General features: G+C 62.5%; 19 protein-coding genes. 9 read left to right on the forward strand and 10 right to left on the reverse strand.

The window, feature by feature from the left end; all coding sequences use genetic code 11:
* Nucleotides 1-7 precede the first annotated feature (7 nt).
* From BLJAPNOD_RS19375 to BLJAPNOD_RS19395, 5 genes are all read right to left on the reverse strand, one after another.
* On the reverse strand, nucleotides 8-985 hold the full coding sequence (locus tag BLJAPNOD_RS19375) for a magnesium transporter CorA family protein (protein WP_115420843.1): 978 nt from the start codon (nucleotides 983-985) through the stop codon (nucleotides 8-10).
* A gap of 419 nt (nucleotides 986-1,404) precedes the next feature.
* Complete coding sequence (gene apbC / locus BLJAPNOD_RS19380; RefSeq protein WP_115420844.1) at nucleotides 1,405-2,565, reverse strand: iron-sulfur cluster carrier protein ApbC; 1,161 nt, start codon at nucleotides 2,563-2,565, stop codon at nucleotides 1,405-1,407.
* Nucleotides 2,566-3,010: 445 nt separating this feature from the next.
* A complete protein-coding gene (locus BLJAPNOD_RS19385; RefSeq protein ID WP_077504193.1) occupies nucleotides 3,011-3,766 on the reverse strand; it encodes a LuxR family transcriptional regulator in 756 nt (251 codons plus the stop codon).
* 169 nt (nucleotides 3,767-3,935) lie between these two features.
* Nucleotides 3,936-4,676, reverse strand: a complete 741-nt coding sequence (locus BLJAPNOD_RS19390; RefSeq protein WP_115420846.1) for an autoinducer binding domain-containing protein — start codon at nucleotides 4,674-4,676, stop codon at nucleotides 3,936-3,938.
* 194 nt (nucleotides 4,677-4,870) lie between these two features.
* A complete protein-coding gene (locus tag BLJAPNOD_RS19395) occupies nucleotides 4,871-5,683 on the reverse strand; it encodes an IclR family transcriptional regulator (RefSeq protein WP_115421373.1) in 813 nt (270 codons plus the stop codon).
* Nucleotides 5,684-5,849: 166 nt separating this feature from the next.
* On the opposite strand from BLJAPNOD_RS19395, the gene BLJAPNOD_RS19400 reads away from it, so the two are divergent.
* The 6 genes from BLJAPNOD_RS19400 to BLJAPNOD_RS19430 all read left to right on the forward strand — a co-directional run bounded on the left by BLJAPNOD_RS19400 (nucleotide 5,850) and on the right by BLJAPNOD_RS19430 (nucleotide 12,253).
* Nucleotides 5,850-6,620: an SDR family oxidoreductase gene (locus BLJAPNOD_RS19400; RefSeq protein ID WP_115420847.1), complete on the forward strand. Its 771-nt coding sequence runs from the start codon at nucleotides 5,850-5,852 to the stop codon at nucleotides 6,618-6,620.
* Entirely contained in the window at nucleotides 6,620-7,537 is a 918-nt protein-coding gene (locus BLJAPNOD_RS19405) for a 2-dehydro-3-deoxygalactonokinase (protein ID WP_115420848.1), read from the forward strand. The genes BLJAPNOD_RS19400 and BLJAPNOD_RS19405 overlap by 1 nt, the downstream gene beginning before the upstream one ends.
* A 16-nt stretch (nucleotides 7,538-7,553) precedes the next feature.
* Nucleotides 7,554-8,189 (forward strand): 2-dehydro-3-deoxy-6-phosphogalactonate aldolase, encoded by a 636-nt coding sequence (locus tag BLJAPNOD_RS19410; RefSeq protein ID WP_115420849.1) that lies wholly within the window; start codon nucleotides 7,554-7,556, stop codon nucleotides 8,187-8,189.
* Nucleotides 8,189-9,073, forward strand: a complete 885-nt coding sequence (locus BLJAPNOD_RS19415) for an SMP-30/gluconolactonase/LRE family protein (protein ID WP_115420850.1) — start codon at nucleotides 8,189-8,191, stop codon at nucleotides 9,071-9,073. The genes BLJAPNOD_RS19410 and BLJAPNOD_RS19415 overlap by 1 nt, the downstream gene beginning before the upstream one ends.
* Before the next feature lie 183 nt (nucleotides 9,074-9,256).
* Nucleotides 9,257-10,981, forward strand: a complete 1,725-nt coding sequence (locus BLJAPNOD_RS19420; protein ID WP_077504200.1) for an IlvD/Edd family dehydratase — start codon at nucleotides 9,257-9,259, stop codon at nucleotides 10,979-10,981.
* A 630-nt stretch (nucleotides 10,982-11,611) separates the two neighbouring features.
* Complete coding sequence (locus tag BLJAPNOD_RS19430) at nucleotides 11,612-12,253, forward strand: PRC-barrel domain-containing protein (RefSeq protein WP_115421374.1); 642 nt, start codon at nucleotides 11,612-11,614, stop codon at nucleotides 12,251-12,253.
* A gap of 60 nt (nucleotides 12,254-12,313) precedes the next feature.
* Here the strand turns inward: BLJAPNOD_RS19430 and BLJAPNOD_RS19435 are convergent, their stop codons facing one another.
* Nucleotides 12,314-14,362, reverse strand: a complete 2,049-nt coding sequence (locus tag BLJAPNOD_RS19435; RefSeq protein WP_115420852.1) for an NADH:flavin oxidoreductase — start codon at nucleotides 14,360-14,362, stop codon at nucleotides 12,314-12,316.
* A gap of 89 nt (nucleotides 14,363-14,451) precedes the next feature.
* Nucleotides 14,452-16,002 carry a trimethylamine methyltransferase family protein gene (locus BLJAPNOD_RS19440; RefSeq protein ID WP_115420853.1) on the reverse strand — a complete coding sequence of 517 codons (1,551 nt, stop codon included), beginning with the start codon at nucleotides 16,000-16,002 and terminating at the stop codon, nucleotides 14,452-14,454.
* Nucleotides 16,003-16,092: 90 nt separating this feature from the next.
* Here BLJAPNOD_RS19440 and BLJAPNOD_RS19445 point away from each other — a divergent pair, with 90 nt between their 5' ends.
* Nucleotides 16,093-17,025 (forward strand): LysR substrate-binding domain-containing protein, encoded by a 933-nt coding sequence (locus tag BLJAPNOD_RS19445; RefSeq protein ID WP_115420854.1) that lies wholly within the window; start codon nucleotides 16,093-16,095, stop codon nucleotides 17,023-17,025.
* A 20-nt stretch (nucleotides 17,026-17,045) separates the two neighbouring features.
* Here BLJAPNOD_RS19445 and BLJAPNOD_RS19450 read toward each other — a convergent pair whose 3' ends face one another.
* On the reverse strand, nucleotides 17,046-18,392 hold the full coding sequence (locus tag BLJAPNOD_RS19450) for an EAL domain-containing protein (protein ID WP_244611027.1): 1,347 nt from the start codon (nucleotides 18,390-18,392) through the stop codon (nucleotides 17,046-17,048).
* 268 nt (nucleotides 18,393-18,660) lie between these two features.
* The gene (locus tag BLJAPNOD_RS19455; RefSeq protein WP_115420856.1) at nucleotides 18,661-20,385 is read right to left on the reverse strand and encodes a response regulator; all 1,725 of its coding nucleotides are present in this window, start codon (nucleotides 20,383-20,385) and stop codon (nucleotides 18,661-18,663) included.
* A 306-nt stretch (nucleotides 20,386-20,691) separates the two neighbouring features.
* On the opposite strand from BLJAPNOD_RS19455, the gene mutL reads away from it, so the two are divergent.
* Together mutL and BLJAPNOD_RS19465 are read left to right on the forward strand one after the other, a co-directional pair.
* A complete protein-coding gene (mutL, locus tag BLJAPNOD_RS19460) occupies nucleotides 20,692-22,500 on the forward strand; it encodes a DNA mismatch repair endonuclease MutL (RefSeq protein ID WP_115420857.1) in 1,809 nt (602 codons plus the stop codon).
* Between the two features lie 94 nt (nucleotides 22,501-22,594).
* Nucleotides 22,595-22,828, forward strand: a complete 234-nt coding sequence (locus BLJAPNOD_RS19465; protein WP_077504207.1) for a DUF2093 domain-containing protein — start codon at nucleotides 22,595-22,597, stop codon at nucleotides 22,826-22,828.
* A 196-nt stretch (nucleotides 22,829-23,024) separates the two neighbouring features.
* Here the strand turns inward: BLJAPNOD_RS19465 and lpxK are convergent, their stop codons facing one another.
* Nucleotides 23,025-24,065: a tetraacyldisaccharide 4'-kinase gene (gene lpxK / locus BLJAPNOD_RS19470; RefSeq protein ID WP_115420858.1), complete on the reverse strand. Its 1,041-nt coding sequence runs from the start codon at nucleotides 24,063-24,065 to the stop codon at nucleotides 23,025-23,027.
* Nucleotides 24,066-24,161: the final 96 nt, after the last annotated feature.

Raw genomic sequence — 24,161 nt, forward strand, 5'->3', positions numbered from 1 at the left:
CTGGCTGTTAGAGCCAGCCTTTCCAGCGAAAGAAGAAAAAGGGTATCACGGCGGATATCACCATGGCGGCCAGCGCCAAGGGGTAGCCGAGCTGCCATTCGAGTTCCGGCATGACGCGAAAGTTCATGCCGTAGACGGAAGCGACCAGCGTTGGCGGCAACAATACCACCGAAGCGATCGAGAAGATCTTGATGATGGCATTCTGCTCGACATTGATGAGGCCGAGCGAGGCGTCGAGCAAAAAGGTGATGTTGCCGGAGATGAACGAGGCATGCTCCGACAATGTCTGGATGTCGCGCGAGATCGAGCGGCAGAGTTCGCGGCTGTCCTTGTCCGCCTGGACCTCGGGAACGGTGTAGACGAATGTCAAAAGGCGCGATAGCGAGGCAAGACTGTCGCGGGTCTTGGCGACCAGACGGTGATGACCGGCCACGTCGCGCAGACGCGCTTCGAGGAAGTGCGGCGGCCTACGCTTGACGACGGCCTTATCGCCAAAGACCTGCAGCGACAGATCATCGACCTTGCCGACGGCCTGTTCGAGGATTTCGGCGGTGCGGTCGGCAATCGTTTCGAGCAACCGGGTCAACATCACGACGCCATTCGGGCAGCCGCCGGGGATCCGGTGCATCGCCGTCTTGAAGAGAGCGAAGGCACGGGGTTCTGCGTAACGAATGGTCACAAGCCGCCCGCCGTGCAGGATGAAGGCAACGTCGGTGAGATCGGGAATATCGGTTTCAGAGCGGTAGACCAGCGACGCGGTCATGAACACGGCATCGGCCTCGATATAGAGCCGGCTCGACGGTTCGATGTCCTTCAGGTCGTCGCGGGTCGGGATGGAGATGCCCAGAAGCTTCTCCATCATCAGATCCTCGGCCTTGGTCGGCTCGACGAGATCGAACCAGACGATGTCGGGACGCAGGGTAACAGGCTCGTCTGCCACCGACAGGGTGACCGTCTCTCCGTTGGAGCAATAGCCCGTTATCATTCAGGCGCCCTTCCCGCAGGCGCGGCACCCGACAGCGGCGCGTACCCGAACGAAAGTGAGCAACCGCATCGGCGCCACGTTATTCCCACGATCGAAATCCATCGGATGAAGCGTTCCCAGTCAGGACAAAATCCTCAACTCGGTCATCGCGGGAGGGCAAGGTCTCCGGCGAGAGGGCGCTAAGTTGGGCACCTTCGCAAGTGCGGCACGGCATATGGCGCAACACAGACGCAAAATCAATGCCCCCTCGATACATGACACAGGCGCCGTCTACCGTTCCGGCGCCACCCTACTGCATGTTTCGCCGAATCGAAATCGGGTTTCGGACAAAATTGTGCCGCTATTCGCAGGGCTTCGGAGCCGACCCGGCCTGTATCGCGTGGCGGGTCGACCCGATCGAAGAGGCCGCGGACGACGGCCTATTCGAAGACGATATTCGGCATCGCGCGGCTCTTGTCGTCTCGTGCTGCCGAGACTTCGCGCCAGACCTTCGTCGCGATCTCACGATAGATGCGGGCGATTTCCCCTTCCGGATCGGAAACGACCAGCGGTGTACCGGCATCGGAGGTTTCCCGAATGCCCATGGTCAGCGGCACCTCGCCGAGGAACGGCACGCCGATACGCTCGGCTTCCTTGCGCGCGCCGCCATGGCCGAAAATGTCATAGCGTTTGCCGGTGTCCGGGGCGACGAAATAGCTCATGTTCTCGATAATGCCGAGCACCGGCACCTCGACCTTGCGGAACATCGCCAGCCCCTTGCGGGCGTCGATCAGGGCCAGGTCCTGCGGCGTCGAAACGATCACCGCGCCGGCAAGCGGCACCTGCTGCGCCATTGTCAATTGCGCGTCGCCGGTGCCTGGCGGCATATCGACCACCAGCACATCGAGATCGCCCCAGGCGACTTCGCGCAGCATTTGCAGCAATGCCGACTGGATCATCGGGCCGCGCCAGATCATCGCCACTTCCTCGTCGACGAGGAAGCCCATGGACATGACCTTGAGGCCGTAGTTTTCCATCGGGCGGATCATCCGGCCTTCGATCTGCTGCGGCCGGCCGGAAATCTTCAGGAGGCGCGGCATCGACGGGCCGTAGATGTCGGCGTCCAGCAGGCCGACCTTCAGGCCGTTGGCCTTGAGCGCCAGCGCCAGGTTGACCGATGTGGTGGACTTGCCGACACCGCCCTTGCCGGAGGCGACGGCGATGATGGCGCCGACGCCGGGAATGCCGGCCTTTGCAGGTGCACCGCCTGCCGGCCGCTGGCCATGAGAATGACCGGCATGGGCGCCGGCCGGTTGCGGGCGTTGCACAGGGGCCGCCGCAGGTGCGGCCTTGCGGTCCGCGGTCAGCGCAACCATTGCAGCGCTGATGCCGGGGATTTCGCGCACGACGCGCTCGGCGGCAGCGCGCATGGGTTCGAGCTCCTTGGCGCGATCGGCGGGCACGGTGATCGAAAAATAGGCCTTGCCATCCGAAATGAAGACATCCGACACGAGCCCAAGCTCGACGATGTTGCCTTCCATATCCGGACCGCGCACGGTTCGCAGCTTATCAAGAACCACGTCTCTGGTGACTTCCGGCATCGCGCCCTCTCATTCTTTTGTCCTCTTAGATAGTCGAGGCCGGGCGCTTCGCCAATGCGACACAACGGAAAAAGCAGAGCCGCCACTCATCCCTTGTGTCCGTACATCCGGGATCACAAGTGTGATCCGGCATCATTTACCTGATCCGGGATCACACGGGGGTTGAGTGGCGGCCCTTTTTGTCGCGACCTTCTTGGGCGCTGTCTTGTTTTAGTCCCCTCTGGACATGTCCCAAGCAATGCAGGATGCGTGCCAGATTCGAAATCAACGAGAAAAGCGAATTTTTTCAGATAAATAGCATAAGAATCGCGCCGATCGGAGACAGAGAGCATCTGCCCAGTTTATGGGCAATGGTCTCAATGCAGCACAGGAACGGGGCATTCTGTATCGGTGTGAGGCGAGGCACGGGCCGGAGCTATTGCAAACCAGCCGCATGAGGAAGGGGCTAGCTGATGTAGCCCTTCTTCATCGCCTTGACGACGGCCTGCGTGCGGTTCACCGCGTCGAGCTTCTTGGTGACGTGGTTGAGGTAGTGGTTCACGGTGTGCTCGGAGAGGCCGAGGATGCCGGCGATCTCGGCGCTGGTCTTTCCAGCCGCCGTCCAACTGAGGCACTGGATCTCGCGCTCGGAAAGGGACGCACTGGCGTTCTTCCAGACCGAGCCGATCTCTGCCAACCGGTTGTAGATATGGATTGCGATCATCTGCAGTTCCATGGTCACGGTCATCGGCAGTTCTGCTTCCGGCCCCATCAGGATCACGGCGCCGCGACCACCTTCTGCGTCGTGCACCGGGAAGTAACTGGCCTGGAAGATGCCGTTGTCGCGCAGCATGGCAATGTATTCGCTGGCCGAATCGGGCTTGCCACCCTCGCCTTCCCAGGCTTCGAGCGTCACCTGGAAAGGCGTCGTCGTTTCCCGCAACCGTTTGACGCCGGTGCTGAAGCGCAGCATCGACAGGCTGTCATACTTGTTCAGCAGCTCGGCAGGCATATTGGAGATAACGGTGGTTGCAGCCAGGCGGTCCACGTCGATGGACGGGATCGAACAGATGAGAAAGGTTTTGAAGCCAAACATCTGCGTGACCCGCCGCATATAGCGGATGATGTCGAACTGGGTCTCCAGTTTTGCGATCTCAGACGCGAAATCACCGCCCCGGGGCAGATCTGCGTCAGTCGTCCCGGTGGTCATCGTATCCTGCATTCGCGCGTTCCATGGCATTCATCAATTATCAAATAGACCGACCTGCAGGCCAATGCCAACAGATGATCGAGATTCCCTGCCCTACGCGCCTAAAAGCCTGTGTATTTCCAGACAAGCGAACTGCGCCATGCCGCAGCATCCAGCTTTGATGTGCAGAAAGTGCCAGTTCTCAGTTGATCAAACCGGCGCGCATGGCCTTGGCGACCGTCTGCACGCGGTTGACCGAATCCAGCTTTCGCGTCGCTCGGTTGAGATAGTGGTTCACTGTGTACTCCGACAGCGCAAGGATCCGCGCCATCTCGCTCGTGGTCTTGCCGGCCGCGGCCCAGCGCAGGCATTCCACCTCACGGCGCGACAGGCTTCCCGACCCGCGCCGATCGCGCTCGCGCACCTCGACCAGCTTGCTGAAGAGAATGCCGGCCCACAGATTGAGTTCTTGCATTTCATCGTTCGACACAACAGGGCGATCACCGCCAAAGGCAATGGCGGCGCGGTGGCCGCCGGCGTCATGCACCGGAAGGTAAATCCCGCGCGGCATGCCCGCCTGCTCGAAGACGCAGATCGCCGCGTCGCCCTTGCCGTCGGCGCGCCGGCGCGCCAGCTGGTGGGCGTCATAGGTGAAGGGTATGGTGCTGCGGCGCAGGCGCTGGATCACAGGGCTGCCATTGATCAGGCCAGCGCTATCGTAACCTTTCAGGAACTCGACCGGATAGGTCGTCATCATCGCATTGGCCTCGAGGCTGTTGCAGCCGGTATCCGGAACGGCGAGCACGAGGAACCCACGGAAGCCATAGGCGTCCGCAACCTGCCCGATCACCCGTCTGATATCGTCCTCGCAACAGATGGGCCCCCTTACGGACCGCCCGTCAGGGAGCATCAACGACGCCATATTCGCGCTGAAATCGATCATCTTCCGCCCTTCTCCACATCCGGCTCCGGGGAGGAGCACGGCCGCTGACGCCGCATGAAGATCACGTCAAAATTATTCTTAATGACAAAATCAAACCTGGTCGCGGTCAACCGCAAAGCGAGTCTGATATATTAACGTTATCGAGGTTGGAACACCACGTCCAGTCGAAGCTTCTAATTTACCGTAAAGTGAACTCAAGGTCCACCACGGCCCGGACCGAGGCGAATCGCGGCCTCCTCCCCGATCGCCGCCGCCGCCGCCCGCACCGCCCCCGACCAGGCGGTCAACTGCTCCATGCTCACCCTGTAGGCCGGCCCCGTAACCGAGATTCCAGCTGTCAGATCGCTGCCCGACACACGGATCGGCGCAGCAACGCAGCGGATCTCTATCTCATGTTCTTCCCGATCGAAAGCGTGTCCGTCGCGGCGGATGTCGGCAATCTCCGCCAGCAGCGTTTCGGCCGAGCGATGCGTATGCGGGGTGAACGCATGGAACGCCATCCTGGCGACAAGACGCTCCAGTTCCGGTTGCGGCAACAACGACAGCGCCGCCTTGCCGATCCCGGTGCAATAGACGGGAGAGGCCTTGCCGATCTGCGAACTCATGCGCACCGTCTGCCGACTTTCGACCTTGTCGACATAGACGATTTCGGTTTCCCTGAGGATACCGAGATGCACGGTTTCTCCGGTCAACTCGTGCAGTTTGCGAAGATGCGGTTCGGCAACATCACGAAAACGATTGCCGGACCAGGCGCGAGAGGCAAGTGTCAACAGGCGAAGGCCGGGCTCGTAGGAGAGATCGCGCCGCTGCACGAGCAGCCCTTCCTCGACGAGGTGGCTGAGCAACCGGTGCAAGGTACCGCGCGGCTGGCCGGATCTCGCCAGAATATCGGTGAACCGCTGGGGCCCGTCGGCCATGACCACCGCCTCCAGAACGGCCATGGCCTTGCCGAGCGTACCGGTGCCGGCCGCCTCGCCATCCGCAATTCCTGTGAGTTCCGCACGCATGTCGCCCGTTTCATCTCCGCCCATAAGGGTCTGGGATCGCCAATCCGATCTTGACAAAATAACCGCTGCCGCCCGATAATTCCATATAATAAAATCGCGTTCCACATATCGGAACAAATAAATCGACAAGCGCGCCGAAATTGCGCGAACGGGGAGTGCCGGACAGATGCCGTTGCCTGCGGCCCAATTTCACGATCTGAGGGATCGCCGCGTCCTTATCACCGGCGGGGGCGCCGGCATCGGGGCGGCACTCGTCGAGGGTTTCGTTCGCCAGTGCGCGCAGGTCGCCTTCGTCGATATCGACGCGGCGGCAAGCTTGGAGTTCGTCGACAGGCTCTCGGCCGAGACCGGATACAGGCCGCTCTTCATTCATGCCGATCTGCGCGATGTCGACGCGGTGAGGACCGCCGCCGAAACGGCCGCAGCGACGCTCGGCGCGCTCCACGTGCTCGTCAACAATGCCGCTCGCGACGACCGGCAGCCGCTCGAAGATGTCACCGAAGAGAGCTGGGACGAAAGCCAGGCGGTCAATCTCAGGCACCTGTTCTTCATGAGCCAGGCCGTGGCGCCGCACATGCGGCGGGCCGGTGGCGGATCGATCATCAACTTCTCGTCGATCGCCTTCCTGCTGAACATGGCGGAAATCCCGGCCTATGCGACGGCCAAGGCCGGCATCGTCGGATTGACGAAGTCGCTCGCCGGCAAGCTCGGCCCGGACAATATCCGCGTCAACGCGATCCTGCCCGGCATGATCGTCACCGAGCGCCAGAAGAAGCTCTGGCTGGACGAAACGGCGATCCTGACGATGCTGGAGAAGCAATGCCTGAAGCGAAGCCTGACCGCCGACGACCTGATCGGCCCGTGCCTCTACCTGGCTTCGAACTGTTCCATGGGCATGACGGCCCAAACGATGATCATTGACGGAGGCGCATTGTGATGACCGCAGCCTATTATGCCGCAGTCGACTGGGGAACCACGAGCTTTCGGCTCTGGGTCGTTGCCGAGGACGGCACGGTCCTTGCCGAACGGCGCAGCGGCGAAGGCATGACCACGGCTGCCAAGACAGGCTTTTCGACCATCTTGGAAGCCCACCTGGCCGCAGTAGCCGCACCGCCGCACCTGCCCGTGATTATCTGCGGCATGGCCGGCGCCAAGCAGGGCTGGCTCGAGGCCGGCTACCTCGACACGCCAGCCTCGCTCGCGACAATTGCAGCTGGAGCTGTCGCGGTGCCCGATGTCGGCCGCGACATCCGCATTCTGCCGGGTCTCGCCCAGCGCGATCCGCAGCATCCCGATGTGATGCGCGGCGAGGAGACCCAGTTGCTCGGTGCTGCGGTGAGCCTCGGCGACGGACGACATCTCGTCTGCATGCCCGGAACCCACAGCAAATGGGTGCGCCTCGAGGGCGGCAAGGTCACCGGTTTCTCGACCTTCATGACTGGCGAACTGTTCGATGTAATATCGAAACACTCCATTCTCAGCCACTCGGTCGCGGATGCGCAGGTGTTTTCCGGCGAGCATCCGGCGTTCCTCGCAGCCGTGGCCGCGGCCTGCGCCAACCCGGCGCTCGCCACCAACCTGACGTTCGGCGTGCGCGCCGGCCAGTTGCTGCACGGCGCGACGGCGACCGACGCCAAGGCGACGCTGTCGGGCACGCTGATCGGGCTTGAGATCGCCGGAGCATTGGCGACGGCGGGCACCGTCGACAGCGTCTGCCTCGTTGCCTCCGGTTCGCTCGGCGCGCTCTACCGCGCAGCCCTTGCAAGCCTCGACCTTAGCCCACGGATCGTCGATGCCGACGAAGCCGTGCGCGCCGGCCTTTCGACTGCCGCTCAGGCAATCTGGCCCCTCTGACCGAAAGACTGCTGCCATGAACCGTATCCCCTTCCCACCGATGAAATACCCGCTGGTCGCGATCCTGCGCGGCCTCAAGCCAGAGGAAACCGAAGGCGTTGTCGGCACGCTGATCGAGGCGGGCTTCACCGCGATCGAAATCCCGCTCAATTCCCCCGACCCGTTCCGCTCCATCGAAACCGCCGTGACGATGGCGCCCGATGGCTGCCTGATCGGCGCCGGCACGGTGCTGACAACGGCACAGGTCGAACAGCTTGCCGATGTCGGCGGGCGGCTGATGGTCAGCCCCAATGTCGAACCGGCTGTGATCCGGTTGGCGGCAGAAAAGGGCATGGTGACCATGCCCGGCGTCTTCACGCCGACGGAGGCGCTCGCCGCCGCCGCAGCCGGCGCTACCGGCCTCAAGTTCTTCCCGGCAAGCGTGCTCGGCCCGTCCGGCATCGCCGCGATCCGCACCGTCCTGCCGACAGACGTCGAAGTGGCTGCCGTCGGCGGCGTGTCGGAGGAGAATTTTGCCGACTACGCCAAGATCGGCATCAGAAGCTTCGGGCTCGGATCGAGCCTCTACAAACCGGGCATGAGTGCTGCAGACGTCGGCAAGCGGGCCGTTGCAACGATCAAAGCCTACGACGCCGTCTACGGAGCACGCTGATGAGCGATACCCTTGCCTTTTCCGGCAGCATCCTCTGCCAGTCGACCTCGATCCTCGGGGAAGGCCCGACCTACGACCCCGGCAGCGGCACCGCCTGGTGGTTCAACATCAAGGGTCAGGAGCTGCATGAGCTGCATCTGGAATCCGGCCGCAAGACCGTGCACGCGCTGCCGTTCCTCGGCAGTGTTTTGGCCGTGATCGATCCATCCCGGCAACTGATCGCATCGGACCAGGGGTTATTTATCAGGGATGCGCAGACAGGCGCCTTCAGCCTGCTGACGACGCTGGAAGGCCGGCCTGGCAATCGTTCGAACGACGGCCGCGTCCATGCTTCCGGTTCGCTGTGGATCGGCACCATGGGTCGCAGCGCCGAGAAGGGAGCGGGTGCCATCTATCACGTTGCCGGCACGAAGGTGACCAAGCTCTACGATCGGGTCACCATTCCCAACAGCATCTGCTTTTCGCCTGACGGTACCGTCGCCTATTTCGTCGATACCGACATCAACCACCTGATGCGCGTCGACATCGACGCCGAAACCGGCTTACCGACGGGCGAGCCCAGCCTGCTCGTCGACGGCAGCGGCGAGCAGGGCGGCATCGACGGTTCGGTCTGCGATGCCGATGGCCTGATCTGGAACGCGCGCTGGGGCAGCGGCACCGTCGACGTTTATCGGCCCGACGGCTTGCGGATCGCGCGCTATGCGATGCCGACGACGCAGCCAAGCTGCACGGCCTTCATCGGGCCGAAGGCCGACCGCATGCTGGTGACGTCGGCCTGGCAAGACCTGGACGAAGCGGCACGCGCGGCCGATCCACATGCCGGCAAGACCTTCGAACTCGGCGTCAGCGTCAAGGGTCGTTTCGAGCCGTCGTTCCGCCTCTGATCGCAAGCCCTGCAGCGCCGCGCGTCTTGTTAGACGCGCAAAGGTCGCTGTAGCACTTTGAAGTGCTGCATGTTTTTTCCTTAGATCGAAATAGGATTTAAGGAAACATGCAGTAGCGAAGCGCCAATAAAAAGTCATACAATTGATCCAAGCGATCAATCGCATGGTGAGGAGGAAGCTCGCATGAGCGACAAGAAGAAAGAACTGCGCAGCCGCCATTGGTACGGCGGCACCCACAAGGATGGCTTCATCCACCGCTCGTGGATGAAGAACCAGGGATTTCCCGATCACGTCTTCGACGGGCGTCCGATCATCGGCATCTGCAACACCTGGTCGGAACTGACACCCTGCAACAGCCATCTGCGCATTCTGGCGGAAGGCGTGAAACGTGGCGTCTGGGAGGCCGGCGGCTTTCCCGTCGAGTTTCCGGTGTCCTCGCTTGGCGAAACACAGATGCGGCCGACGGCGATGTTGTTTCGCAACCTGCTCGCGATGGACGTCGAGGAGGCGATCCGCGCCTATGGCATCGACGGCGTCGTGCTACTTGGCGGCTGCGACAAGACGACCCCCGGCCAGTTGATGGGGGCTGCCTCGGTGGACCTGCCGACCATCGTCGTTTCCTCCGGACCGATGCTGAACGGCAAATGGAAGGGCAAGGACATCGGCTCCGGCACCGACGTCTGGAAGTTTTCCGAAGCCGTTCGCGCCGGCGAAATGAGCGTTCAGGAATTCATGGCGGCCGAGAGCGGCATGTCGCGCTCGCCGGGTGTGTGCATGACCATGGGCACCGCCACCACCATGGCCTCGATCGTCGAGGCGATGGGCCTGTCGCTGCCGACCAACGCTGCCCTTCCCGCTGTCGATGCGCGCCGCATGGCGCTGTCGCACATGACCGGCAAGCGCATCGTCGAAATGGTGCATGAGGATCTGCGCCTGTCGAAGATCCTGACCAAAAAGAATTTCGAAAACGGTATCATCGCCAACGCCGCCGTCGGCGGCTCGACCAATGCGGTCGTGCATATGCTGGCGATTGCCGGTCGTGCCGGCGTCGATCTCTGTCTTGAGGATTTCGACCGCGTCGGCGGCCAGGTGCCCTGCATCGTCAACTGCATGCCCTCGGGCAAATATCTGATCGAGGATCTCGCCTATGCCGGCGGCCTGCCTGCCGTCATGAACCGGATCCAGCATCTGTTGCATCCGGATGCGCCGACCGTCTTCGGCATGCCGATCAGCCGATACTGGGAAGATGCCGAAGTCTTCAACGACGACGTCATCCGTCCGCTCGACAACCCGCTCAGGGCAGCCGCCGGCATTCGCGTGCTCAAGGGCAACCTTGCGCCGAACGGTGCTGTCATCAAGCCGTCGGCCGCCAGCGAACATCTGCTGGCGCATGAAGGCCCCGCCTATGTCTTCGAAACGATCGAGGATCTGAAGGCCAAGATCGACGATCCGGATCTGCCAGTGACAGAAGACACCATTCTGGTGCTCAAGGGCTGCGGCCCCAAGGGCTATCCCGGCATGGCGGAGGTCGGCAACATGCCGATCCCGCGCCGTCTGGTCGAAAAAGGTGTGCGCGACATGGTACGCGTTTCGGATGCCCGCATGTCGGGCACGGCGTTTGGCACCGTCGTGCTGCATGTCAGCCCGGAATCGAACGCCGGCGGACCGCTGGCGATCGTCAGAACCGGCGACCGCATCCGGCTTGATGCGCTGAAGGGCGAACTCAACCTGATGATCAGCGACGAGGAATTCGCCGCCCGCATGGCCGCCTGGCAGCCGCCGGAGCAGAAATGGACCCGCGGCTACTACAAGCTCTACCAGGACACGGTGCTGCAGGCCGACAAGGGCGCGGACCTCGACTTCCTCGTCGGCGGCAGCGGCAGCGAGGTTCTTCGCGAAAGCCACTGAGACTGACGTCGCGTCAAACAGCGCTGGATTGGGAGCCCCGCCGTTTCGGCGGGGTTTTCTTTACCCCGCCATCGATCGTCGTCCGATCGGCGCGGCTGAGAGCGCCCCATGCATGCCATAGGTTATAGGGCTCGACTTGGGGCAATCGCTCCGAAAAATAGCGCACGCCGAACAGGCTGCGCTCAATGCCGACAAGGCAGGCCATCACCAAAACGGAAAGCAGGGAAACGGAGAGAAATCGCCGCGGCAGAAACATGCAGAAACATGGGGAACCGCCCAGATCAACAGGACCGACTATCCGCGAGGATAGCCTCTCCTGTCTTCCGCAAGTATCGACAAGAACACTCAAGAATCCATGAACGTAAAGAAGTGATCAATAAATCACTAAAATACAAAGATGAAATGAAGAAGGCTCGATAATTACCGATAGATCATATGAAACCGTCGACGATATTGGTCAGCGCCCACGCGAATGGCCTGCGTGACTGCCAGACCTCCAGAGCTGTCACTTCAAATTTTTCTGGAACCGTTTCTGCCGCCGGGCGTTGCTTTGGTATCACCGGTGCGGTGGAACCTGGCGATAGTCAGGACCGCGCCTTGATCGACAACGTCAAGGAAAGGCAGATCGACATGACCAAGAAACTTGTATCTTCCGTTGCGGCCGGTGCGCTTATCGCAAGTGTTGCATTCGCGCCGATGGCCTTTGCTCAGGATGCTACTCAGCCGAAGCCGGCCGAGCCGCAGACGATGGAAATTCAGCCGGCACCGGGCGCTGAAGCCCCCGCCGACCAGGCACAGACAACACCGCCTGCAACCACCGAGGCACCTGCCGAGATGGCGCAGTCTGGTGGGAGCTACATAACCGAGCAGGCCAGCGACCAGATCGCGACCAGCACTTATGTCGGCCAGACCGTCTATAATGCCGGCGACGAGAAGGTCGGTGAGATCAACGACCTGATCATCAAGAAGGACGGCGGCGTCGAAGCCGCGGTGATCGGTGTCGGCGGCTTCCTGGGCCTCGGCGAAAAGAATGTTGCGGTCCCGTTCGACCGTATCCAGATCTCCGAGCAGGCCAACACGGATGCCTTGAAGCTGACGACGACGGAAACCGCTGAGACCTTGAAGGCGGCGCCGGAGTTCAAGACCAAGGCGCAGCAGGTTGCTGAGCAGAACGCCAACCAGCCGGTTGACACCTCGACGACCTCTTCGACCACCGGAACGGCACCGGCCACAGCGATTGAGCCGGCACCGGCTGAGGGTACCCAGCAGTAAGCTGGATCAAGCGACGACCAGGAGACGGAGCGGCGGTGTTTTCACCGCTGCTCCTTTTGTTTACACGAGCATGCCATAACGCAGCGCATCGTAGATGCCGGCATGGATGTTGCGGCTGGCAACCGCATCACCGATACGGAACATGTCGAAGCTACCGTCGGCATTGCGAACACTGATCGGGTTCTCGCCGCGCAGCAGCGCCTTGTAGTCGACGGCGCCCAGATTGCGGGAGAGCGGCTTGAGTTCACGATAGAGATCGTCCATCGGCACGGTGCCGTGCTCGACCACCACCTGGGCGACCCGTCGCTCGCTCGACGCGCTGTCCGAAAAATCGGACCCGAGCGTCGCCACCAGGGCATTGCCTTCCCGCCGAACCGATTTCAGTCGGGTGTTGATCGTTACGCGCACATTGTGATCCGCGAAGGTCTTGGCATAGGGCACGTGGTTCATGCCGCCGACTTCGGGCGCAAACATGCGCTCGGGCGACACGATCTCAAGCTCGACGCCGGCGCGCGCAATGAGTTCTGCCGCGGTCATGCCGCTATGGGCGCCGTTGTCGTCATAGAGAAGCACCGGTCCCTCCGGCTTCACCGCTCCGGCAATGATGTCCCAGCTCGAAACGACCAGATCGTCCCCCGCCTCCAAAGCCGGGTTTTGCGCGATGCCGCCGGTGGCGATGACGACGAGGTCAGGCGAACGCTCCTTGATGTCGTCGATGCCGGCAAAGACATTGTAATGAACAGGCACGCCGAGCCGCTCCAACTCCGATAGCCGCCAGTCGACGATGCCGATCAGTTCCCGACGCCGTGGATTGCGCTGGGCAAGCAGGATCTGGCCGCCGGCCTGGCCGGTGGCCTCGAGGATTTCGACGGCATGGCCGCGTTCGGCAAGCACGCGCGCCGCCTCGAGGCCCGCCGGACCAGCACCGACAACGACGGCCTTTCGCTTCGGTCCCGTGCTTCTGGAGATGACGTGCGGCACGATCGCCTCCCGGCCGGTCGCCGCGTTGTGAATACAGAGCGCGCCACCGCCCTCATAGATGCGATCGAGACAGTAGGTCGCGCCGACGCAGGGGCGGATTTCGGCCTCCCTGCCCTCCTTGATCTTCCTGACGATATGCGGGTCGGCGATATGGGCGCGGGTCATGCCGACCATGTCGAGCTTGCCCTCGGCGATCGCGTGGCGTGCAGTCGCGACATCGGCGATGCGGGCGGCATGGAACACCGGAAATTTTGTTGCCGCCCTGACTTCGCCGGCAAAATCGAGATGCGGCGAGGCCGCCATGCCCTGGATCGGGATGACCTTGGTCAGCGGCGCATCATGGTCGATATGCCCGCGGATGATATTGAGGAAATCGACCTTGCCGGAGTTAGCAAGCCGACGGGCGATCTCGATGCCCTCCTCCTTCGAAAGCCCCTTGTCCCAATCCTCGTCTGCGACCATGCGCATGCCGACGATGAAATCCGGCCCGACGGATTGGCGGACCGCGTCGAGCACCATGTGGGTAAAGCGCAAACGATTATCGAGCGAGCCGCCGAAATCGTCGTCGCGCTGGTTGGTCGCCGGCGACCAGAAACCGTCCATCAGATGGCCGTAGGCCTCAAGCTCGATACCATCAAGCCCGGCCGCCTGCATGCGGGCGGCGGCGGCGGCGTAGTCGCCGACGATGCGCTCGATATCCCAGTCCTCGATTTCCTTGGGGAAGGAGCGGTGGGCGGCTTCGCGCACCGGCGAGGCGGAGAGAACCGGCAGCCAGTCACCCTTGTTCCAGCCGGTGCGGCGGCCGAGATGGGTGAGCTGGATCATCACCGCGGTATCGTGCTCATGACAGTCGTCGGCGATCTTCTTCAGCCAGGGCACGATCTCGTCGGAATAGGCATGGAGATTGCCGAAGGCCGGAGGTGAATCCTCCGAGACGATGGCCGAGCCCGCCGTCATCGTCAGGGCCATACCGCCCTTGGCCTTCTCCAAGTGGTAGAGGCGGTAACGATCTTTCGGCATGCCATCTTCGGAATAGGCGGGCTCATGCGCCGTCGACATGATCCGGTTCTTGAGCGTCAGGTGTTTCAGGCGATAGGGCTGGAGCAGCGGGTCTTTCGGCAGCGTCATTTCTGTTCCCTTGAGCGTCTCCTGTCCTGGGGTGGACAGGAAGCACTCGATCATTTGTGTTTTGTGCAGTCCGAGAAGCTGGCGGCCGTTCAGTACCAGGCGTCCGCCATGCCGTCCTTGCGGCGAGAGACATAGTCGATCAAAGCATCGTCGATCGCCACATCCAATGGCGGCGCTTCGTATTCGGCCAGCGTCTTCTTCCAGCTGCGGTTGGCCCGGACAGCCATGTCCGTGCCGCCCTCCTCCGTCCACTTCTCGAACGGCTCATTGTCGGAGAGGCCTGAATCCCAGAACGCGGTCTGATAATTGCGCATGGTGTGGTCGCAGCCGAGGAAGTGACTGCCCGGCCCGACCTGCAGGAAGGCATCCATGGCCAGCGTGTTGTCGTCGACGACGACACCGGCAAGATAGGAATGCAGCGCGCCGCAGAAGTCCGTGTCCATGACGAATTTTTCGTAGGACATCGCCAGCAACCCGTCGACGAAGCCGGCCGAGTGCAGGATGAAGTTGGCTCCACAATGTACGGCTGACAGCATCGACATGACGCCTTCCTGCATCGCCTGCGCATCCGGTAGCTTGGAGTTGGAAAAGTTGCCGGCGCAGCGCAGCGGCAAGCCGAGGCGCCGCGCCAATTGGCCGATCACCATGCTACCGATCGCCGGTTCCGGCGTGCCGAAGGTCGGTGATCCCGAGCGCAGCGACATCGACGACAGGAAGTTGCCGAAGATGACCGGTGCGCCCTTGCGCTCCAACTGGGTCAGGGCGCAACCGGCCAGCGTCTCGGCATAGGACTGTGCGATCGCCCCGGCATTGGTGACCGGCCCCATGGCGCCGCCGAGGATGAAGGGCACGATGACCGCCGCCTGATTTGCCCGCGCATAGGCGCGCAGCGACTTCGTCATCGTGCCGTCCCAAACGAGCGGCGAATTGACGTTGACGTTGCCGAGGATGACGCAGTTGGCATCGACGAAATCGCGACCGAAGAGAATGCGCGCCATTTCGATTGAGTCTTCCGCACGGTCTTCCGCCGTGATCGAGCCCATGAAGGCCCGGTCGGAATATTTGATATGGCTGTAGACCATGTCCAGGTGGCGCTTGTTCACCGGCACATCGACCGGCTCGCAGATCGTGCCGCCGGAATGATGCAGCCACGGGCTCGACTGCGCCAGTTTGATCAGGTTGCGAAAATCCTCGATCGTGCCGTAGCGCCGGCCGTTGTCGAGATCGGTGACGAAGGGAGAGCCATAGGCCGGCGAGAACACCACGTTGCTGCCGCCGATCTCGACACTGTGGGCGGGATTGCGGGCATGCTGGGTAAACTGGCGCGGCGCAGAGCTGACGATCTCCTTCAGCATGCCGGGTTCGAACGTCACCCGGAGGCCATCGAGTTTGGCGCCTGCACGTTTCCAGTGATCGAGAACTGCCGGGTCGTCGCGAAACTCGATGCCGACTTCGGCAAGGATACGGTCGGCGATCGCCTCGATCCGCAGCAGGTTCTCCTCGCTCAGGATATCGTAGGTCGGAATGTTGCGGATGATATAGGGCACGCCAATGCCCTTGGCACCGACACCGCCGCGCTGCGGCCTTGACCCCCTTGTCCGTCTCGGCGCGTCACCCGCTGCCACCGCTGCCATTTCCATCGCCGTTCTCCCATCATTTGAGATGATGGTATTGACGAAAAATCACGTTGTAACGCTGGAAAAAATTGAGCCATGCGATAAGCCTAAGTTATGGAAAATCTACGCCGCCTGCTCCCCTCAGCAGCCAGCCTCATCGTGTTCGAGGCCGCTGGCCGTCATCAAAACTTCACCCGCGCCGCCAACGAGCTCGGCATGACCCAGGCGGCCGTCTCCTACGCCATTCGCGGACTGGAGGAGCAGCTGGGCGTTCCGCTCTTCCACCGCGTGCACCGCGCCGTCGAGTTGACGGAAGCGGGCGAGAAATTCCATGCCGATGTTTCCGTCGGCCTGTCGCGTATCCAGAAGTCGGCGGAAGACATTCGCTCGAAGGGCCGCGAGACCAATGTGACGCTTGCGGCCTCGACCGCCTTTGCCTCGATGTGGATGCTGCCGCGGCTCAATCGCATGCGCGAGGATCTGCCGGAGATCGATCTTAGGATCCAGACGAGCGTGCGCGACCTCGACCTCGACGAAGAGCCGATCCCGCTCGGTATCCGCGGCGGCGACCCGAGCCACTGGCCGCGCTACCACGCAGCCCTTCTGGCGGAAGAAGTCGTCAACGCGGTGGCGACGCCTGCCTATATCGAGCAGCATGGACTGCCCGGCACGCCGGCCGATCTGCTGCGCCACAACCTCATTCACCTGGAAGAGCCGGTGCGCCGCGCCTGCGACTGGACCGAGTGGTTTGCCAGCGCCGGCCTTGCCTACCCGCCGCAGGCTCGGCGGCTTGCGATCAACGATTATGTTCTGGTGATCCAGGCGGTGCTGTCGGGCGAAGGCGTGGCGCTCGGCTGGGAACACCTGACCGATCCGCAGGTGCGCTCCGGTGCCCTTGTGCCGGTCGGCAGTCACGTGCTGAAGACCGGACTGGCATTCTACGTCGTGTGGCCGCGCTCGCGCGAGCTGAACAACCAGGCGCGACGGGTCAGGGACTGGTTGCTGGCGGAAGGCACACGAAACCGGGCCGAGAGCGCCAAAGGCTGACGCCCAATTTACGCGAGGATTTAAAGCTGGGCTGCGACGCCGCGATAGCGGTCCGAGAGGTAGCGCATGGTAGCAACGGCATCAGCCGGCTTGCCGTAGAAATAGCCCTGGCCCATGCCGCAGCCGAGTGCCTTCAGTTTCAAGGCTTCGGAAAAATCCTCGATGCCTTCGGCGACGACCTGAAGCTCCAGACCTTCGCACATCGAAACAATCGCCTTGATGATGTGCTCGGACGCGCGATCGACCGAGATCCGCGACACGAAGGCCCGGTCGATTTTGACCTTGTCGAAGGAAAAATCACGAAGGCGCCCAAGGCTCGACTGGCCCGTACCGAAGTCGTCGAGGGAGACGCGGACGCCTGCTGCCCGCAGCTCGGTCACGATCTTCTGGGCGGTCTCCGCGTCGGCCATAACGGCGGTTTCGGTGATCTCCAGTTCCAGCCGTCGCGGGTCGAGGCCGATCTGGTTGATGATCGTCAAGAGCCGCGTGCTGGTCGCCGGATCCATCAATTGCGCCGACGACAGGTTGAACGACAGGAACAGCTCCTTCGGCCAGGAGAGTGCCGCATGGGCCGCCTTGCGCAACAACGTCTCGGCGAGCGATTCGATGAAGCCGCGCTCTTCAGCCAGAGGTACGAAGACCGCCGGCGAGACATAACCGAGATCGGCGTCGCACCATCTGGCCAAGGCTTCGAAGCCAACGACTGCGTCGTTGCGCAGGTCGACGATCGGCTGGAAATGCACATCGACCTCGTTGGCGATGATTGCGTTGCGCAGAGCCTGCTCAAGCTGCGTCGCCCGCTTCATTTCCTGGGCGATTTCTTGGGAATAGACGGTGATCTGGCCGCGACCGCGGCGCTTGGAACGATAAAGCGCCGTGTCTGCGCTCTTCAGCAGGTCTTCGAACACTTCGCCGGCAAAGGGATAAACGGCAAAACCAAACGAGGCCGAGAGGCGGACGTTGCGATCACCGAGATCGAAGGGCGCCGACAGCACCTCCTTCAACATCTGGCCGACTTTCTCGGCTCCCTTGCGCTCGAAGACGAGCGGCAGGACGAAGGCGAACTCGTCATTTTCCGAGCGAATGATCGTTGCGCCCTCGGGCGCACAGGCTTGCAGCCGATGGGCGACCTGGCAGAGAATTTCGTCTCCGGCCCGCGGGCCGAACAGGTCGTTGATCGGCTTGAAACCATCGATATTGGCAAGGCCGATCGTAAAGGGAGCAGGATCGCTGGCGCGCTCTTCAGCCAGGTCGCAAACGGTCTTGCGGAGTTGGCGCGCATTTCCAAGCCCGGTCAACGGATCGACCGAGCTGGCGACAGCCGGTGGCTCCTTGCCGACGCGATGATATGGGGTTTCGCCTGACATCATCGGCAAGTCGCCCAAGCAGAAGGTGGGCAGGGCGAGCAACCGACCACTTTACCTGACGCACCGCGCCTGCCTGCGGAGCGGAAATGCGCCTCCGGCAGGGTATGGGCTTGGACGGCTGTGGGGCTGCGATGCATTGGGATGGGGCTCTACGCTCTTGGGCAATTCGATGCAGAAGATCGCAATCGGGAGTTAACAATCCGATATCGCGTCGCTCCAACATCTGCCATCGAGATCCCCAATTCTAGCGAGTTGACACGATTTTCGTTCAACCTGTCGTTCGTATGGCCTTTATCGGCATGAATTTGCGCAACACGGCCTCGATCATGTCCGGGCTGACTGGCTTCATGATGTGGTCGTCCATGCCCGATGCCTTGCATTGCTGCAGGTCGATATCGAGGGCCTGCGCGGTCACCGCGACGATCGGGGTTCTCTGCCCCTTGGTCTTTTCCGCAGTGCGAATGGCGACCGCCGCATCGAAACCGTTCATGACAGGCATGGACACGTCCATGAGAACCAGCGCCGGCTGCAGCTCGTGCCAGAGTTCGACCGCCTCACGCCCATTGGCGGCGATGCGGTGCGAGACCCCCAAGCCTTCAAGGATCTGGGTGAAGACGAACTGATTGATCTGGTTGTCCTCGGCAACGAGGACATCGACCTGCGACACAGGCACGGTCGCGGCCACCTCGTCCTCAAACGACAGCGACCAGTCCGATTGCAACAGCGGCGAGGCTTGCGGGCGCTCGGCGCAAACGCGGAAAACCTCGGCAAGCACTGCGGCAGCGTCCTGATCAGCTTCGACCGTAAGGACCGGGCAGTTGCGCCAGGCCGTCGGGACATGCTGACCATCCGGAAGAGCGCCGTCGAGAAGCAGAACGTCGAGCTTCAGGCCGGCGCTCTCGGACGCCATGCCGAAGGCAGTCAACTCGTCGAGGTTGCGCACAGCACACGCTTCCAGGCCCGAGCCGCGCAGGCGCGTTACCAGCCGGTCTTCCGTCAGCCGATCGGCCGTCGCAAGCAGAACACGCAAGCCCCGCGCCGGGAGCGTCTCGATCATCGAGCCCGCCTCGACCAGCTGCTGCACGTTCAGCGCGCGAAAGGGATCATAGAAATTCTGAGCCGGCGCGAAAATGCTGTAGTCGCTGATCTGGAGACCGCCCGAGGCAGCGGAACCATCCTCGGAGCCATTGTACCAGCCGGCGATATCGGTCACGTCGTTCATGCAGGTCACGACGAAATGGCGCCCGGGCATGCCGACGCGATACTTGCGGGTGAGAACCCAGAGATCGCTGCCATCGGCGCGAACGATATGTTCGGCTTCCGAATGCGGCTTGCCGGTTTCAAGCACGCGCCGATCGGACTGCTCGAACCGTTCGGCAAGGTCGCTTTCAACCAGATCCCAGGCCGAACGCCCGAGGATCGCGTCCTGGGAAAGATCGTGGATCAGGCAGAACGCCTTGTTGACGGCGATGTAGTTGAGGTTGCGATCCTTTACGCAGATCGGATTGGGCTGAGCGTCGAGAATTTCTTCCGTCAGTTCGACCCTTTCGAGATCCGTCTGCAGCTGCTCGTCGCGCTTCCTCTGATCGGAGACATCGGTAATCGACAGGATGCCGATACCGCTGGAGAGACGCCGCTTGCGCATCGATACCCAGCGCGTGCGGCCGGCCCTCTCGACATTCTCGTAGCGCTCGCGCCAATGCAGCGCCATGTGCTCGGCAATCCAATCTTCACGGTTCGTCCGGCGACGGCTGTTTTCGGGAACGGTGCCGGGGCGAACGCCGGTGTCGTAAACGGCGCCGAGGAAATCGCGCAGGCGCGTTCCGGGCAGCAGCATCTCGGATGGAACAGGGAAGTACTGCAGCATCGTGCGGCTGGCAAAGAGGATGGTGTCGTCCCGACCGCAGACAAGCATCGCAAAGCCGAGCGCATCGCAGCTCGACTCGAGAATGATCCTGTTGATGTCCGCGCCGTTCGGCGCCCCATCGTTCATTGCGCTGTCCTCACTCGCCCCTGCGGCGGTTTCATTTCGGGACATGCTGGGATTGCCTGGGAAGGCAGGCCTTCGAGCGGGGTGACACGACGTCCAGCAACGCCGCAGTGCTTCGAAGACAAAACCCGTGATCATTCAGGTTGTTGTGGAAAATCGCAGCAGAATGTTAAGGGGCAATTAAATCCTCGCCTCATTTTTGGGTGCACCAAGTGGTTGCACAACCAAAGCCCGGAGATCCGGGCAAGCGGACGGGGACAGACGTTTATTTTCGCTTCCGTTCCGCCGCCGAATCCGGGAAAATAGGCGATGGCCATCAAGCAGCTCTCCGAAACCCTCATCAATCAGATCGCCGCCGGCGAAGTCATCGAACGTCCGGCCAGTGCCGCCAAGGAGCTGATCGAGAACGCGCTCGACGCCGGTGCGACCAGGATCGAGATCGCCACGGCCGGCGGCGGCAAGACGTTGCTGCGCGTGACCGACAACGGCGCCGGCATGCGGCCTGAAGATCTGGAGTTGGCGGTCAAACGGCACTGCACGTCGAAGCTCGACGACAACCTATTCGATATCCGCACGCTCGGCTTTCGCGGCGAGGCCCTGCCCTCGATCGGATCGGTCTCCCGGCTTTCGATCACCACCAGAACGGCCGGTGCGGCCGAGGGCGCCGTCATCAGCATCGCCGGCGGCAGGACGGATCCCGTCCGCCCGTCGCCTGCCAATACCGGCACGGTCGTCGAAGTCCGCGACCTGTTCTTTGCGACCCCTGCCCGGCTCAAGTTCATGAAGTCGGAAAAGGCCGAGGCATCGGCGATCTCGGACGTCGTGCGACGCATGGCGATCGCCTTTCCGAAGGTGCGCTTCGTGCTGTCCGGGTCGGATCGAACGACGCTGGAGTTTCCGGCAACCGGCGACGACCGGCTGGCGCGCATGGCGCAGGTGCTCGGCAAGGACTTTCGCGACAACGCCATCGAGATCGACGCCGAGCGCGAGGACATAAGGCTGACCGGCTTTACAGGCGTGCCGACCTACAACCGCGGCAACTCGCTGCAGCAATATGTCTTCGTCAACGGGCGCCCGGTCCAGGACAAGCAACTGCTGTCCGCCATTCGCGCGGCCTATTCCGAAACGATCCCGCATGGCCGCTATCCCGTGGCGGTGCTGTCGATCACGCTTGATCCTGCCCTCGTCGACGTCAACGTTCATCCGGCAAAATCAGATGTCCGCTTCCGCGATCCCGGCCTCATCCGCGGGCTGATCATCGGCGCGATCCGCCAGGCTCTGGCGCGCGAGGGCGACCGGGCGTCGACGACGGGCGCAAGCGGAATGATGCAAGCGTTCCGCTCCGGGCAGTACCGGCCGCAGCAACCCTGGAGCGCGGAGACCTCTCCCTCCCGGCCAACGCATTTCGATACCATGCTTCGCGGTCTGTCTGAGACGCCACAGGCAAGCTTCGCCGCGTTCTCGGCACCGTCGGCCCGTACGGCATCGCCGTTGCCTGAACCGGAGCGGACGGTCGCGGAAATGCCGGCGCCGCAATCGTTTCCGCTCGGCGCCGTGCGCGCCCAGCTTCACGAAAACTACATCGTCGCACAGACGCAAGACGGCCTCGTCATCGTCGACCAGCATGCCGCGCACGAACGTCTCGTGTTCGAAACCATGCGAACGGCGCTGCACGCAAAGCCGGTTGCTGCCCAGTCGTTGCTGATCCCGGAAATCGTCGATCTTTCGGAAGACGATTGCGACCGGCTGATGACGCATGCCGACGAACTAGGCCGCCTCGGCCTCGGCATCGAGCGCTTCGGTCCCGGTGCTATCGCGGTCAGAGAAACGCCGGCGATGCTGGGCGAGATGGATGCTGCGGGTCTCGTGCGCCAGCTCGCCGACGAGATTGCCGAATGGGATACGGCGAGCGGGCTTTCAAGCCGTCTTGAATATCTCGCCGCGACGATGGCCTGCCATGGCTCGGTCCGCTCGGGCCGCCGCATGCGCACCGAGGAAATGAACGCTCTGTTGCGCCAGATGGAAGCAACGCCCGGCTCCGGCCAGTGCAATCACGGCAGACCGACCTATATCGAACTGAAGCTCTCCGACATCGAGCGGCTGTTCGGCCGGAGCTGACCCCGGAGGATCGGGAAGGCGAAATGCGCTGGCATTTTGCCGAACGCCGGGCTAGATCAGAGACCAGACCAAGAAGACGGAATGGGCATAGACGATGATGAACCGGTTTGAAGGAAGCGCCTCGCGCGAAGCGAAGATCCGTTATCTCGATGGTGACTTCCAGATCGTTCTTGCCGGCTCGCATGTGATCTGCGCGATGACGGGCAAGACCATTCCGGTCGACGAACTGCGCTACTGGAGCGTCGCACGCCAGGAGCCCTACATCGATGCGGAAGCATCGCTCGAAGCCGAGAAGCGCGCCGGCGCCCTGCCGAACCAGCGCCGCTAAGACTTCGCCGGAAAAAGCTAAAGCATCCCGCTTTCAAAGGCGCCAGGATCACAATGCTGGAGCGCCTCTGCTCCGTTCTTCTGAAGCCCCGGCGGGCGAGGCGACTTTCCATCTGGACATGCGTATCACGCAGGCGATCGAGCGTTGCCGCAACTCTCTGATCAAGGCGAAGTTGCCTTTTGCCTCTGTCCCCAGCTTACTTCCGCTCCGCTTCCCGCAGCTTTCGGGCGCGCGCCGCCGACAGCGCTGATGTGACGATCTTTGCCGGTGCCGTCGGGTCGTCGAAGCGCACGTCGATTTCAATCACCCGGCTCGCCGCCGCCAGCTCCGCCGCCCGGCCGTGGCCCGGCTCAAGACGAACCATATCCTTGGCGGTCGTCACGAGAATGCAGCCGCGTGCTGCGGCGCGGTCGAGAAGATCCGATATCTCGTCCTCCGAGAAATGATGATGGTCGGGGAAGCTGCGGGTTTCTTCGATGACGGCGCCGGTCTCGCGAACGGTGCGATAGAATTTTTCCGGATCGGCGATGCCAGCCCAGGCCAGCACCTTGACGCCGTTCAACGAGCCGTCGTCGAGCCGCACGACCTCCGCTTCGTAGATCTGCTTGCCCGCCCGCGCGGCGCGGCGGATCAAGGCGTCGGCCTCAGCGCCATCGCCGATCTTCAACAGGGCTGTCGCGTGGCGCAGCTGGTTGGAGATCGGCGCGCGCACCGGCCCCGACGGCACGAGATAGCCGTTGCCGATGCCGCGACGGGAATCGATGACCAGCAGGGCAAAGTCGAAGGCGAGACGCGCGCTCTGGAAACCATCGTCCATGATGATGATGTCGACGCCTTCAGCCACCAGCCGGCGGGCCCCATCGACGCGACGACGGCATACGACCGTCAACGCCTCGCGCGCCAGCAACAACGGCTCGTCGCCAACGTCGCGTGCCCTGTGGTGCTCGGGTTCGACGACCGTCGTCACATCGAGGGAGCCGCCATAACCGCGACTGAGGAATCCGGGCTTCAGCCCCTTCGCCTTGACGGCGCGCGCAAGTGCGATCGCCGTCGGCGTCTTGCCGGCACCGCCGACCGTAAAGTTGCCGATGCAAATGATCGGAACCGGCACGGAAGCGCGACGGGCGCGGTCCATGCGCAAGCCGGCAACACGTCCATAAATCCAGGAGAACGGCCACAAAGCCCGGGCACGCCAATCCGCCTTGGTCCACCAGAACGGCGGCGCTTCCGATACCATAGTTCTTTCCGTAACCCCGTCTGGTCCTTCCGGGAAGGACGATGCACATCTTGTCTATCGCTGCCAAAAAAGACGGCGACGGCATTGTTGGCCCAC

The sequence above is a fragment of the Ensifer sp. M14 genome, from assembly GCF_003355565.1.
Taxonomy (GTDB): Bacteria; Pseudomonadota; Alphaproteobacteria; order Rhizobiales; family Rhizobiaceae; genus Ensifer.